This is a genomic window from Halotia branconii CENA392, assembly GCF_029953635.1.
Lineage (GTDB): Bacteria > Cyanobacteriota > Cyanobacteriia > Cyanobacteriales > Nostocaceae > Halotia > Halotia branconii.
Map to the genome: position 1 here is coordinate 4,458,120 of NZ_CP124543.1, position 13,373 is coordinate 4,471,492.

General features: G+C 39.9%; 13 protein-coding genes and 1 pseudogene. 8 read left to right on the top strand and 6 right to left on the bottom strand.

Annotated elements, in window-relative coordinates; all coding sequences use genetic code 11:
- Positions 1–62: 62 nt before the first annotated feature.
- Entirely contained in the window at positions 63–1,190 is a 1,128-nt protein-coding gene (locus tag QI031_RS19635; RefSeq protein WP_281481336.1) for an ABC transporter ATP-binding protein, read from the bottom strand.
- Positions 1,191–1,588: 398 nt separating this feature from the next.
- Between QI031_RS19635 and mrdA the strand changes: the two genes are divergently transcribed.
- From mrdA to QI031_RS19650, 3 genes are all read left to right on the top strand, one after another.
- Complete coding sequence (gene mrdA / locus QI031_RS19640) at positions 1,589–3,424, top strand: penicillin-binding protein 2 (protein WP_281481337.1); 1,836 nt, start codon at positions 1,589–1,591, stop codon at positions 3,422–3,424.
- 539 nt (positions 3,425–3,963) lie between these two features.
- Positions 3,964–5,025 carry a J domain-containing protein gene (locus QI031_RS19645; RefSeq protein WP_281481338.1) on the top strand — a complete coding sequence of 354 codons (1,062 nt, stop codon included), beginning with the start codon at positions 3,964–3,966 and terminating at the stop codon, positions 5,023–5,025.
- Between the two features lie 151 nt (positions 5,026–5,176).
- Positions 5,177–7,450 carry an alkaline phosphatase D family protein gene (locus QI031_RS19650; protein WP_281481339.1) on the top strand — a complete coding sequence of 758 codons (2,274 nt, stop codon included), beginning with the start codon at positions 5,177–5,179 and terminating at the stop codon, positions 7,448–7,450.
- A gap of 57 nt (positions 7,451–7,507) precedes the next feature.
- Here the strand turns inward: QI031_RS19650 and QI031_RS19655 are convergent, their stop codons facing one another.
- Complete coding sequence (locus QI031_RS19655; RefSeq protein ID WP_281481340.1) at positions 7,508–7,678, bottom strand: helix-turn-helix domain-containing protein; 171 nt, start codon at positions 7,676–7,678, stop codon at positions 7,508–7,510.
- An 83-nt stretch (positions 7,679–7,761) separates the two neighbouring features.
- On the opposite strand from QI031_RS19655, the gene QI031_RS19660 reads away from it, so the two are divergent.
- The 3 genes from QI031_RS19660 to cdf31 all read left to right on the top strand — a co-directional run bounded on the left by QI031_RS19660 (position 7,762) and on the right by cdf31 (position 10,696).
- Complete coding sequence (locus tag QI031_RS19660; RefSeq protein ID WP_281481341.1) at positions 7,762–8,217, top strand: helix-turn-helix domain-containing protein; 456 nt, start codon at positions 7,762–7,764, stop codon at positions 8,215–8,217.
- Positions 8,218–8,701: 484 nt separating this feature from the next.
- Positions 8,702–9,361 (top strand): Uma2 family endonuclease, encoded by a 660-nt coding sequence (locus tag QI031_RS19665; protein ID WP_281481342.1) that lies wholly within the window; start codon positions 8,702–8,704, stop codon positions 9,359–9,361.
- Between the two features lie 432 nt (positions 9,362–9,793).
- Positions 9,794–10,696, top strand: a complete 903-nt coding sequence (cdf31, locus tag QI031_RS19670) for a CDF family zinc efflux transporter Cdf31 (RefSeq protein ID WP_281481343.1) — start codon at positions 9,794–9,796, stop codon at positions 10,694–10,696.
- 74 nt (positions 10,697–10,770) lie between these two features.
- Here cdf31 and QI031_RS19675 read toward each other — a convergent pair whose 3' ends face one another.
- From QI031_RS19675 to QI031_RS19685, 3 genes are read right to left on the bottom strand one after another with little or no spacing between them, the layout of a single operon-like run.
- Complete coding sequence (locus QI031_RS19675; protein WP_281481344.1) at positions 10,771–11,493, bottom strand: ROK family protein; 723 nt, start codon at positions 11,491–11,493, stop codon at positions 10,771–10,773.
- The gene (locus QI031_RS19680; RefSeq protein WP_281481345.1) at positions 11,493–11,720 is read right to left on the bottom strand and encodes a hypothetical protein; all 228 of its coding nucleotides are present in this window, start codon (positions 11,718–11,720) and stop codon (positions 11,493–11,495) included. Before QI031_RS19680 ends, QI031_RS19675 begins: the two co-directional genes overlap by 1 nt.
- Complete coding sequence (locus tag QI031_RS19685; RefSeq protein ID WP_281481346.1) at positions 11,710–12,150, bottom strand: PIN domain-containing protein; 441 nt, start codon at positions 12,148–12,150, stop codon at positions 11,710–11,712. The genes QI031_RS19680 and QI031_RS19685 overlap by 11 nt, the downstream gene beginning before the upstream one ends.
- Before the next feature lie 141 nt (positions 12,151–12,291).
- Here QI031_RS19685 and QI031_RS19690 point away from each other — a divergent pair.
- Together QI031_RS19690 and QI031_RS19695 are read left to right on the top strand one after the other, a co-directional pair.
- Positions 12,292–12,453 (top strand): annotated as a pseudogene (locus QI031_RS19690) (creatininase family protein); the annotation flags it as partial.
- 141 nt (positions 12,454–12,594) lie between these two features.
- Entirely contained in the window at positions 12,595–13,098 is a 504-nt protein-coding gene (locus tag QI031_RS19695; protein WP_281481347.1) for a 2TM domain-containing protein, read from the top strand.
- A 5-nt stretch (positions 13,099–13,103) separates the two neighbouring features.
- Here QI031_RS19695 and QI031_RS19700 read toward each other — a convergent pair whose 3' ends face one another.
- Positions 13,104–13,343, bottom strand: a complete 240-nt coding sequence (locus QI031_RS19700) for a universal stress protein (RefSeq protein ID WP_281481348.1) — start codon at positions 13,341–13,343, stop codon at positions 13,104–13,106.
- Positions 13,344–13,373 lie beyond the last annotated feature (30 nt).

The following is a 13,373-nucleotide window of genomic DNA, read 5'->3' on the forward strand; positions in this document are numbered from 1 at the left end:
TATACAATTATACTAAAATTTATGACAGGCGATCGCTGGTAGTTAGAGCTTTATTTCAACAACTATTGACTAATTGCTAGACAATCACTTTCTGCCCACCAAGCATAAATCGGCGTATCACGGTCTGGTAAATCACCAAAAGTATTGGGTTGTAAAACGTTGATGCTAACACCATTTGTTAGTTCCACAACATAATTAACATGGGTTCCCAAATACATCACATTGACTAATCGTCCTTCAAAGCAATTAGTTGACAAAGTGGGCGGATAAAGTGATAGTTGAATTTTTTCTGGACGCACACTTACCATTACTGCTTGTAATAATTCAGTTGGTGTATCTTCATGGCGAGTCACAACAACTGTGAGTCCGGTTTTAGTCACAATTTGTACACAAGCAGATTCCACCGCAGTAATTTCACCGCTAAATAAATTGGTATCACCAATGAAGTCAGCGACAAATGATGTCTGAGGACATTCGTAAATTTCGCTGGGAGTACCAATTTGTTCAATTTTGCCTTGATTCATTACCGCAATGCGATCGCTCAAGCATAGCGCTTCTTCTTGGTCGTGTGTCACCAATACAAAAGTTAAACCTAAATCTCTGTGTAAATTTGATAACTCAAACTGCATTTCCTTACGCAGTTTCAAATCTAACGCCCCCAAAGGTTCATCTAGCAGCACCACAGCCGGACGGTTGACTAAAGCTCTTGCTAAGGCGACTCGCTGCTGTTGACCACCAGAAAGCTGACTAGGAAAGCGCGATCGCAGACTTTCCATTTTTACTAACTTTAAAGCATCTTTAACTCGGCTCTCAATTTCTGATTTGCGTAATTTTTGCAACCGCAGCCCAAAAGCAATATTTTCCCACACATTCAGGTGATTAAACAAAGCATAGCTTTGAAACACAGTATTCACGGGTCGGCGATAAGGAGGGACATGAGTCATCGGCTGACCTTGAATCAATACCTTGCCAGCATCAACCCTCTCAAATCCAGCAATTAAGCGTAGAGTTGTGGTCTTTCCGCAGCCAGAAGGACCTAAAATACTAAAGAACTCCCCCTGCCTCACATCTAAATCTATTCCATGTACTGCGGGTTCTTCGTTAAAAAACTTGAACACGTTACGCAATTCAACATCAAGTGGCTGAAAAGTCGTTATCCCCCTCTGATTCTGCATGAAAGTTTGAGCCATAATCTTCAGTAGAATGCCGTAATTTTACGTGATTTCGTTGAGTCAATGTAGCCTCAAGAAAATTTGAAGGATAAAGTTATGAAGGATAAAATTTTAGATGCTTCTATATCAGCTAAGCAGGTTTATCCGTGGAGTCTTCACTTTAATCCTTTATACATCATCTTTCAGTAAACACTTTGGTTTATTGTATCTGTCAAAAACAGTTGTTCAGGAATATACTTTCTCAATTGTTACAAGCTCTGTATCGCTTCTCGGTTGTATCCAATACACTCCAGTAAGGAAAAGGGGCTAGGAACTAGAGTCTATGGGCTAGAGTGGTGTATTTTATTCAAAATAAAACCGCTATATATACGGTAATAGTTAAAAAATATTGTATAAAATCATATTAAGGTTATTTTATGGCTTTATTTTCATCATCTTTCTCCAATAGCAAAAAAGATACACGTACAGTAGGACGTGGCTTGCAGTCAATATTTTTAATTATATTTACCTTATTAATGACTACTGGTATTGGAGTTCGTTTGGCATATTTGCAAATCGTTGAAGGGCCAAAACTCCGCCAACGAGCAGAGTCTAACAGGATACGGATGATTCCTAAACTACCAGAACGGGGTAATATTTTTGACCGCAATGGCAAGCTTTTAGCTAGTACACGTTATCCCCATTCTGTATATCTGTTGCCAATGGCTCATACTAAGCCTTCTTGGTCAATTGTCGGTTCGCGTTTAGAAAAAATTCTTCACATTTCCCCAGAGGAGATGGAAAAAAAATTAGAAGAAGCAGGTCCTAACTCTTCTTCACTAATCCGAGTGGCACGGGACTTGAACGAAGTACAAATTACAGCTTTAAAAGAATATGAAAGCGAACTTCCAGAAGTAGAAATAAATACAGAAGCAGTTCGTTATTATCCTCATGGCAAAGCCTTAGCACATGTGCTGGGATATACACGAGAACTTACTCCTGACCAGTTGAAAGCCAGGAAAGATGAAGGCTACCGACTAGGAGACGTAATTGGTCAAATGGGAATCGAAAAAGCTTACGAAAAAACACTGCGGGGTGAATGGGGCGGTAAGCAAGTAGAAGTAGATGGTACAGGTAAGTTTATCCGGGTAATAGGAGAACAACAAGCAAAATCTGGTACAGATTTGCACTTAACCCTAGATTTAGAGGTGCAGAAAGCAGCAGACAAAGCTTTAGGAAAATTACAAGGTGCAGTTGTGGCAATTGACCCAAATAATGGTGCTGTCTTAGCAATGGCATCTCATCCTACCTTTGATCCTAATATTTTCTCCAAGCAAAAACTTTCCCAGGAAGATTGGCAAAGTGTCCAAGGTAAGAACCATCCCTTGGTTAATCGTGTCCTTAGTGCCTTTCCACCTGCCAGTACCTTCAAAATTATTACTACGACATCTGGTTTAGAATCGGGTAAATTTTCTCCTGACACAGTACTACAAACATTTGGTTCTCTGACCATTGGTGGAGTGACTTTTGGCGAATGGAATCATGCCGGATTTGGGCCATTAGGATTTCCTAGAGCGATCGCCATGAGTAGTGATACCTTCTTTTATCAAGTTGGCAGAAAAGTCGGTGGCCCAACGTTGATTAAATGGAGTCGCGAATATGGATTTGGTCAAAAAACTGGTATTGAGTTTGCCAACGAAGAATCAAGAGGCTTAGTTCCAGATGAGATATGGAAACAGAAAGTTTTTAAAATGCCTTGGACTATAGGCGACACTATCAATATGTCCATTGGTCAAGGCGCTTTACAAGTCACACCACTACAAGCAGTGATTATGTTTTCTGTCCCAGCGAATGGTGGGTATAGAGTCAAGCCACATTTGCTCAAAGATCATGAAGAAGCAAAAAGCTGGCGGGAATCATTAGATATGAAACCGTCAACTATCAAAGTTCTTCGTGATGGACTACGAAAAGTGGTAACAGAAGGTACAGGTAAACTTTTAAATGTGCCATCAATCCCCCCCACATCAGGAAAAAGCGGTACGGCGGAGGCTGGTGTTGGTCGTCCCAATCATACTTGGTTTGGTGCTTATGCCCCTAGTAATAAGCCAGAAATTGCAGTGGTAGCGTTTGGGGAAAACTCTGGCGGTCACGGAGGTACTGATTGTGGCCCAATGGTTTTACAAGTACTAGAAGCTTATTTTCAACATAAATATCCAGGCAAATATCTGAAATCTCAATCTGAAAAATCTTCAGTCGTGACTCCTGGCGATTAATTGATAAGAGGCATGGGGCATGGGGCATTGGGCATCCCTACCCTTCGGGAACGACTCCGTCGAACGACTTCGCTCAGGGCAAGTGGGCATTGGGCATTGGGCGGGTTTCTCGACTTGAAGGAACTGGCGTGGTTTCCCCTCTTGTGCGACTGCCGCACCCCTTGTGGGTCTTGGGGTCTCCCCAAGTGGAGCAACTGCCGTCATGGGGCATGGGTTACGGGGCAATAGCTCAAAGAGTTGTTGTGACTATGTGTATATACAAAAAAATAGTAAGGTGTAAATACTGTTTAATCTGACAATATCAATTGCTCAAATTTATCAGTATTTAGATTTATTGTGTAAATTTTTATACTAGTTTTTCTGTCAAATACGGTACTTCTTCCGTTATTGCGACTGAAACAAAATGGAAGGTTCGCACAAGCGTTCCCGCAAGGTAGCAATCTCATCAACCTTGAACTACTACAATAGAACGCAAATTAGTATCAACTGAAAGCTAAAAGCAAATTCTGCCTTGTAATCCAATTAAACTTATCTTTTTTATGCATCGACCAGCATCATCTTCATCCCAACCCCACCCAACAAAATCGCTGGCTCTCTCTTCTTTTCATATTCGTTTGGAAGCTTTAGATAAAGAACATCAATGGTTGCTAAAACAAATTAAGAGAAAACGGACTGAGTTAAATAACTTTGTCGAGCAGATGCGTTCTTTAGCGACAGAAATATTTAGTCGCTGTAGTCCTCGGTTTCAAAAATTGGCAGATATCGACCGAGAAATTCATACTTTGTTTGATGAAATATTTACTAAGAGAAAGTTTGGTAAACAAACTAAAAAAGATGTTGAAGGAGTTTATCGCAGTCTTCAATCAGCAGGGATCATCAGTCCAAAATTTGAGCAAGAAGATGAAGATGCAGAACTAGACGAATTGTTTGAAAACAATGAACAAGAGCAAACTTTCTCCCAAGAACCTACTGAAGAGCGCCATCAATATCAAAAAGCACAACAGGAATTAGCATCTCCTAGTGCAAATAAAAATAGTTCTTCCAGAAAAGTTCGCCAGACTTTTTTAAGATTAGCGGAAATCTTTCATCCCGATAAAGTCAAAGATGGCGAAACGCAAATGCGCCATACAGAAATTATGAAAGAAATCAATAAAGCCTACCAAGAAGGAGATTTTGCTCGTTTATTAGAAATTGAGCAACAACATCAACTGGGTGCATCTATTGATAGTAATAGCGAGGACGATTTAACCCGAAACTGTAATCGTCTAGAACAAGAAAATGAATTTCTTAAAACTCAATATGAAAACTTGAAGCGAGAACTACGCTTAGTAAAAAATACACCAGAAGGAGAAATGGTTGCTGATTGTCGAAAAGCTACTAAAGCAGGTATAGACCCGATGGATCAGGTGGTAGAACAAGTTGAAGCTCAAATTCAAGTCATTGCTTCTATCCGCGATTTTGTTAAGGATTTTCGAGAACAGAAAATGACAATCAAAGAATTTCTTCGTGGCCCGGAAATTCTACGTTCATTAAACCGAGAAATGATGGAAGAAATGCTGGAACAGATGCTTGAAGAATTAGGCGAGATTGTCATATTTTGAAGTTTTAGTCACAATTGATTCGATCATCGCTGGAGATTGAATGCAATAATTGAATACTTGATTTATATATCCATAAACCTTGTATGCAACAAATCAGGTATATGGATTTTTAATCATGCATTGATTTATTTAACAGTTTGTGCTATTGGGAATGAACTATCAATCTGGGGATGAGTATTTACAGGACATGCCGCTAATTTTGGCAGGACCAATGTTACAGCATACAGAACCGGAATCAGTTACGGTGTGGTTGGCACTCCAACAGGCTTGTCAGGTAGAACTCAAGGTTTACGACACCACAAATAACGGTGCTGTGTTAGGTAATTATCTATTCCAGGGAAGACGTTCTACCATTGCTCTGGGCAAATCGTTACATATTGTTGCCGTAACAGCTCGTTCTTTGGATATGTATCGCCTGAGGAGCGATCGCATCTATGCTTACGATCTCCAGTTTATTCATCAGGCTGACCAAAATCGGCAAACGCTACAGCAAGCCTTATGTTGCGATCGCTTTCCTGACGTTAACATCAGCTATTTTGCCCACCAAAAACCAACGTTTGTCCTACCGCCTGATCATCTCCAAGATTTACGAATTGTACATGGTTCTTGTCGCAAACCCCACGGACATGGGTTTGATACATTACCCATTTTAGATTGCTTGATTGAGGAAAACGCCAACCAGCCTCGAAAACGCCCCCATCAACTATTTCTGACTGGCGACCAAATTTATGGAGATGATGTGGCTGAACCGTTATTGTGGGTTTCTAGTATGCTGGGTGATGCGCTTTTGGGTTGGTCAGAACGGCTACCAGTCACTCAAAACAAGCCTGGAGATGTTGCTTATTACACACCAAAACAACTACCTCCCGGACATCGGGCTGATGTAGTTACTCACCAAGCCGGCTTCACCGCCGGATTAGATAATAAACGCGCTAAAATCCTGAGTCACCTTCTGAGTTTGGGTGAATATTATGCCTCTTACTTATTGATTTGGTCTCCAGTCTGCTGGCCAGATACTTTTTTGCAAGGACGGGAAATGATGAAGACTCGCAAAGCTACTAAAAAGTGGGATCGGCAAGTGCAAAATATGCAGCAATTTATCCACACTCTTTGGAAAGTCCGCCGGGCTTTAGCCAATATTCCCATGTACAGTATCTTTGATGATCATGATGTCAGTGATGACTGGAATCTCAATCAGGCTTGGTGTTTACGGGTACTGGGACAACCTTTGGGGCAACGATCTGTGCAGAACGCCATGTTAGCCTATGCAGTTTCTCAAGCATGGGGTAATACACCCTGGCAATTTGCAGCCGATCAGCCTGGTGAAAAACTATTAAAGGCAGCTAGTGACTGGTCTGCTTCTCAAGGAACAGATATTGAGGCTTATGAGGCGATCGCTCGTTATGTAGGAATGCCAGCTAATAACCCCCACACTAACTTACCTGAGTTTGTTCTAGACGGTTCAGTGTTGATTTTAGATCGACATCCAGAGGCACTTACTTGGCACTACACAGTACGTAGCAATTGCCACGAAGTGATTGTTTTAGATACACGCACATGGCGGGGCTACCCTGCTGAAAAAAAACCGACAGCACCACCAATGCTGTTATGCCCACAAGCCTTTGAGCGCCAACTTTCTCTGCCTCTGCAACAAACACCTAAAATGCCAGCCACAATGGTAATTGCACCAACAAATGTGTTTGGTTTAAAAATAATTGATAAAATTCACAATTGGCAGTTGCAACGTGACAAAGTATTTGCTACAGATGTTGGAGATGCCTGGAATATTAACACCCAAGCATTGGCGAAATTTCTTACAACTTTATTTGAACAACGCCAAAAAATTGTAGTTCTATCTGGAGATATTCACTACAGTTCAGTTGTGCGTTTATCTTTTGCAGATAATTCTAGAAGTTTTGCCACAGAGTCAGTCTTGGTGCAGTTAACTTCGAGTGCCATGAAGAATGAAGAGACAATTACTCGCATCCTACATACACGACTGAAACACTGGCTTCTGCCCGAAAAGATCCGACATTGGATAGGATGGCTCAATCCGCCCGATATGGTAGAACAAAAAACGAGCCAATCTCAGCGTACCCAAACCAAAGCAGATTGGAATTGTGCGTTGGAGTGGATTCCTCGCCAAAGTATTCAGACTCCTAACTTTGGCACTAGTCCATCATGGCTGATGACTCCCCAACAAAAAGCTAAAAACGATCAATGGCAGTGGTTACAGCAGCTAATGTTCTGGAAATCTCCTTGGTTTCAAGATGGACAAGAAGTAGTAGGAGTTAATAATTTGGGATTAATTCATTTTGAACTAACAGATACCAGCAATTCTTATAAGGTTATGCAAGATTCGTACTGGTTTTCTTCCTGGTATCCTACCCAAATTGTTTATAGCCGCTTCCTCAGCCAACTATAGCGCTTCTCGCTTGGGACGCTTAGGCTAGAGTGGTGTATTGCATCCATAAGAAAACCGCTATATATCAACCAGTTCAAACTTAACTCGTTTACCAACAACTTTAGCGGCACGTTCAATCGTTTCTAAAGTTACAGATGTGTTGTTTGGGTCTAACAATCTGTCAAGAGATGATCTGCTTGTTCCTATCTTCTGCGCCATTACAGTTTTGCTTAAATTTCTTTTTTTCATAGCTTCGCTAATCTGCTATGCAATGACGCGCTTATACCAATTCTGTATGAAGATGCGCTAAACTACGCCTTAGTAATTTTGTTATGAGTCGTCCATTCCAAATCGAGATTAAAGAGCGTCAAGAAGAATTGGAGAAATCTCTCAGACATGCCACAGAGGCGAGCAGCAAAGAAAGATTGCAAATGCTTTATTGGCTAAAGAGCGGTCAAGTGAGCAGCAGGCGATCGCTAGCACAACGTTTAGGCCGTGATGAATCAAACATCACTCGTTGGGTTAGGAAGTATAAAGACGAAGGACGAAGGGGATTGCTTGAAGTCAAACATGCACCCGCAAAAGTTCCGCTGATTAGTGGAGAGGACTTAGAACGCTTGAAAAAGCGGTTGCAGGAGCCATCTGGGTTTCACAGCTACGGTCAAATTCAACAATGGTTCAAGAACGAATTAGGGCTTTCGATTGCCTACAAAACGGTCTATGAAGTTGTTCATAACCGTTTGGGTGCGAAGTTAAAAGTGCCTCGCCCTCAAAGCAATTACACCTGAGATAATTGCTTCTCTTACTTCTTATGACTTTATTCTTGAAGCATTATTTAGCGCAACTTCATAAAGAATTGGTATAAGATTGCGCTCTCTTTTTTTGTGCCTAACTTAAGAATACGATCACCTTTTTTTGCCAAGCGTTAACGTAGTGCGGTAAACGATAGCTATGCCGTCAAGCTTATCGTTTGAAAAAAAAGATTACTATAGTAATCCGGTTTGATTCGGTGAATTTATTTGTGTAGGTAGGGAACAGAAAACAGGAAACAGGGAACAGTTAAGAAGGGATAGATATGTACTGAATCGTGTTCAAAAATCAAATAGGAGTCCTATATATATAATAACTAACTATGAATATCGGTCAATTTATGTCTACTAAACATATCGCAGATCTTAATAGATTAATCTTTGCTCGCTCAATAAAAACTGGGATGCTCCCTCTACAACTCTGTTAAAATCATATACAACTAATTGATGCTGTATTGATTCTATGACCATCACTAAAGAATTAGATTCTCAAAAAAGCATCTGCCAAGATGTTATATTTCCCCCTGGTGACTTATATAGTGACGAACCTCCCTTGGAAACAGAATTACATTTAGAGCAGATTATGCTCTTACTCAAATGCTTAAAATGGTTGTGGCGAGATAGAAATGATTTCTATGCGGTAGGAAACTTGACGATTTACTATAGTCCGCGCCAACTCAAATCAGAATACTTCCGTGGCCCAGACTTTTTTGTAGTATTAGGAACCCAACGCAAAACACGCAAAAGTTGGGTAGTCTGGGAAGAAGATGGCAAATATCCTAACTTCATTTTAGAAATTCTCTCCCAATCAACAGTAAATACAGACAAAAATTTAAAGAAAAAAATTTATCAAGAGACTTTCCGTACTCCTGATTATTTTTGGTTTGACCCTTTTACACAAGATTTTGCGGGATTTCATTTAGTAGATGGAGAATATCAACCTCTGCAAATGAATGAACAAGGACATTTGTGGAGTCATCAGTTAGGGTTACATCTGGGAATTTATGATGGACTATTGCGATTTTTTACAGCAGATGGGCAATTAGTACCCACACCTGAAGAAACGGCAGAACGTTTGGCAGCAAAACTGCGCGAATTAAATATTGACCCAGATACAATTTAGAGTACTGCGATTATACAATACGCTATGCGATCGCAACCTACGACACTGCTAAGCTGATACCATTTCACGAAAAATTTGATACAGATGTAAACCTTGAAAGGTTTACTGTGTCTAGGTTTTTTAATTGCGTTAGCGAAGCGGTAGCGAGTCTGCGAGCGTCATTGCGACTTGCGAATTGTGAATTGGTATGAGGTGCTTGGGCTAATGAAAATTTTCCTATTATTAATGCTAAAAATATGCTATCGCTTTCAAGGCGATCGCTAATATCCATCAACTTTGTAGACACTGTTAGTTAAAAATAATCGCAACAAATAGACTGAATTTTTGAGACTACAGAGAGATATAATCCTTACTGCGTAAGACTTTGATACATTTAAGTGATGTAATGAGTTTTACATTAGAAGTCATAGAACTAGAAATAAAAAATTATCTATGACTTACGATAATCGCGCCGAAGTGCGAAAGGTTTTAATTATTACTCTAATTCTCAACCTGTTTGTCATGGGATTGAAAGCAGTTGTGGGGTATTGGACAGGTTCTTTAAGCTTGTTAGCTGATGCCTTGCACAGTGTGACAGATAGTGCCAACAACGTTTTAGGATTAATCGCGAGTAAATTTTCTTCGCCACAACCTGATCGCGAACATCCCTACGGACACCAAAAGTTTGAAGCTGTGGGCGCTTTGGGTATTGCAGCCTTTTTAGGAATCGCTTGTTTTGAAATTCTTCAAGGTGCAGTTGAACGGATTCTTAAAGGTGGTGCGACTGTAACAATATCACCGCCTGAATTGTGGTTATTGCTAATCGTATTAGGTATAAATATTTTTGTGGCGTTTTACGAACGTAGTGTAGGTAAGCGGGTACGTAGTCCAATTTTAATAGCTGATGCTACTCATACGATGAGCGATATTTGGGTGACAATCTCAGTCATTGGTGGCTTGATAGGAGTTTGGCTAGGTTATCAATGGATGGATGTAGTATTAGCTTTTCCGGTTGCATTATTGGTATTTTGGAGTGGCTGGTCAGTTTTGAAAGAAAATTTACCTTTACTTGTAGATCAAATGGCGATCGCACCTGAAGCAATACATACGATCGCAGTTTCTGTACCTGGAGTAATTAACTGTCATGACATCGCCTCTCGTGGTGTTCTTGGTCGTCAAGTCTTCATTGAAATGCACTTAATAGTAGATGCACCAGATGTAGAAACCGCGCACCAAATCACTGAAGAAGTAGAAAGCCGACTAGAACAACGCTTCAGTCCTGTGAGAATTGTCATTCACGTCGAGCCACCAGCATACGAGTCTGAGCAAATTAGCTTTGAACCTAAAACAAAATAGTACCAATTCTCTCAAATCTGGCAACAGATCAAAATTTGTTAACTCAGATGAAATCTAAATTTCTTAATTACGAATTACTTTGGTGTTTTCTCACTCCGCCATAAAGCAATACCGCCTAACAAACCAGTGATATTGGGGATAAGTTTCACATTTAAAGGCAACTGAAGATCAACTCTCACGGCTTCACCACCACCGATATAAAGGTAATCATAATTAAACAAATGGTGCAAAGATGCGATCGCCTTTTCTAAACGCCTGTTCCATCTTTTCTCACCTATTTTTTCCAGTTCTGCACGTCCTAGTTGTTCTTCAAAAGTCTCTCCCTTGCGAAACGGATGATGTCCCATTTCCATATTTGGCACAAGTTTACCATCTACAAATAAAGCCGAACCAAACCCTGTGCCTAAAGTAATTACAAGTTCCACACCTTTACCTGCGATCGCACCAAATCCTTGCATATCAGCGTCATTAATTACCCGTACAGGTTTATTTAAAAGGTTTGTCAATGCTGTTTGTAAGTCAAACCCAATCCAGTCTGGATGTAAATTAACTGCTGTTTCTGTGACTCCACACCTCACCACTCCCGGAAAGCCTACCGAAACCCGATGAAATTCACCTTGGGCAGCTGCTAAAACAGCAATTGCATTAATTACAACCTCAGGTGTAGCAGGTTGTGGTGTATCTAAACGCTTCCTTTCGGTTAAAGGAACCCCGGTAATATCTAATACCATAGCTTTGACACCACTACCGCCAATATCAACAGATAAGGTGCGAATTGATCCATTTTCTTCAGTCATTAAGTTTTGTCCTTGTTTGATTCCATATCTTGATAAGCTTTAATTTTTTCATACAAGGTATCAACATCATCCTGAGCAAACAGTTTGTCTTTTAGTTGTAAATAATTACCTTCGCCTAATTTACAAACTGCCCAAAATTTCATCACTTTGGATGGCTCTAAATGTGTGAGTAAAATCTGTATTACTTCTTGTAGATTTTGCTGTTCGTTAATCATTTTAATTGTCATCTTCTATATCCAAAATAAAATCAGTAGGCTTGATTGTTTTAAGTGTTAAACCATGACAGCGGTTGATTAATCTCTTATCGCAAGTAATCAAATAATCACTTTGAGAAGCTTCGGCACAAGCAATGTGGAGAGCATCAATGGCTTTAATTCCTTGTTGTTCTAGTTGTTTTGCTCTAACTCTAATATTTTCATCTACTAATACTTTTAATGTAGCTATTTGTAAATATCGCTCCATTGACTGTTGGTTTACAGAAAACGGGTTACGGCTATTTTCATATTCTAGAACTGAAGAATTGACTAATTCTATTAATTTTGCTTCGACCATTTGTAAAATTAAGATGACAGCTTGTGTTTCTAAAAAGATTTTTGGCTGTGTTTGGTCATCAAAGGGGCGGTTATAAATACTTGTATCTAAATAAACTCTGGTCATGTCAACACCTATGATACTTTCTCAGCATTTTCTCCTCAAACGCCTGATCATCATCTTCAACTTCCTTTGTCCCGCTTCCTTCTCATCCCACTAAAATGATTATCATTTTTATTGCCGTATATTTCACTCTCTGGAAGTCCCTTACCTGTGGCTTGGGTGACGCGAGATATCAGTAAAAGTAGAGTTATTGGTGATGCTACAACTGCAACCAAAGAAAAAGGCGATCGCATCCTCGAATCTGTTACTGATGGTTGGGTACAGGTGATTAAAGATATTTATACTTTTAAACAAACCCATAAATAATTCGAGAAAACCGTACCTACATTTTATCTAGATTTGCTAATGTAAGAATAGTGTAAATATTACTAATAGTAAGGGTATAGCTGCATAATAGCTATCGGGCGATCAATTGTTATTCAAAGTAACACTACAGAGATTATAATTATGACGGACTTTGAACCTAAGAGCCTCCGTTCTTATAGCCAAGAAGATGTGCAGAAAATTCTTCAGTTTGCGATCGCCCGTCAAGCTGATGACCAAAACAAAGAATTTTCTTACGAGCAATTGGTAGAAATTGCTACTGAGTTAGAAATATCGCCTGAATGTTTAAATTTAGCAGAGCATGACTGGCGATCGCAAGCCAGTGAAATCCAACAGCGCCGAGCTTTTGACAATTATCGCCTCACAAGATTTAAGAAGCGATTTGGTAATTATGCCATTATTAATGGTTGTTTAATGCTTGTGGATTTTATCGGTGGTGGTGGTCTGAGTTGGTCGCTGTATATTTTGTTATTCTGGGGAATGACAGTAGGGCTTGATGTTTGGAATACTTTTCAAGCTAAAGGCGAAGAATATGAAGTCGCTTTCCAGAAGTGGAATCGCAAGCACCAATTCAAACAAACAATTAACACAATTTTAAATAAGTGGTTCAAGGCGTGGCAAACTTGATCGAGTCAACGGAATAACAATACAGGAATATGACTTCCTCGTAGTATTTGTGCTGTCGTGCTGCCAATGACTAAATGACGAATCCGGCTATGTCCGTAAGCTCCCATTATTAGTAGATTGATGTTTTGAGCTTCCACATAGTTAGCTATTTCCTGTTCTGGATTACCTTGCGTCAGCTCACAGATTGGTGTGAAACCACTTGCTGTTACTTGGCGTTGGGCAATTTTCAAGTAAGCTTCTGCCAAATCTTAAATATTAGCAACAAAAATATAAAA

What these genes read in the sequence shown, in the direction of transcription:
- QI031_RS19635 (WP_281481336.1), bottom strand. Translation starts at nt 1,190, where the DNA reads ATGGCTCAAACTTTCATGCAGAATCAGAGGGGGATAACGACTTTTCAG.
- mrdA (WP_281481337.1), top strand. Translation starts at nt 1,589, where the DNA reads ATGGCTTTATTTTCATCATCTTTCTCCAATAGCAAAAAAGATACACGT.
- QI031_RS19645 (WP_281481338.1), top strand. Translation starts at nt 3,964, where the DNA reads ATGCATCGACCAGCATCATCTTCATCCCAACCCCACCCAACAAAATCG.
- QI031_RS19650 (WP_281481339.1), top strand. Translation starts at nt 5,177, where the DNA reads ATGAACTATCAATCTGGGGATGAGTATTTACAGGACATGCCGCTAATT.
- QI031_RS19655 (WP_281481340.1), bottom strand. Translation starts at nt 7,678, where the DNA reads ATGAAAAAAAGAAATTTAAGCAAAACTGTAATGGCGCAGAAGATAGGA.
- QI031_RS19660 (WP_281481341.1), top strand. Translation starts at nt 7,762, where the DNA reads ATGAGTCGTCCATTCCAAATCGAGATTAAAGAGCGTCAAGAAGAATTG.
- QI031_RS19665 (WP_281481342.1), top strand. Translation starts at nt 8,702, where the DNA reads ATGACCATCACTAAAGAATTAGATTCTCAAAAAAGCATCTGCCAAGAT.
- cdf31 (WP_281481343.1), top strand. Translation starts at nt 9,794, where the DNA reads ATGACTTACGATAATCGCGCCGAAGTGCGAAAGGTTTTAATTATTACT.
- QI031_RS19675 (WP_281481344.1), bottom strand. Translation starts at nt 11,493, where the DNA reads ATGACTGAAGAAAATGGATCAATTCGCACCTTATCTGTTGATATTGGC.
- QI031_RS19680 (WP_281481345.1), bottom strand. Translation starts at nt 11,720, where the DNA reads ATGACAATTAAAATGATTAACGAACAGCAAAATCTACAAGAAGTAATA.
- QI031_RS19685 (WP_281481346.1), bottom strand. Translation starts at nt 12,150, where the DNA reads ATGACCAGAGTTTATTTAGATACAAGTATTTATAACCGCCCCTTTGAT.
- QI031_RS19695 (WP_281481347.1), top strand. Translation starts at nt 12,595, where the DNA reads ATGACGGACTTTGAACCTAAGAGCCTCCGTTCTTATAGCCAAGAAGAT.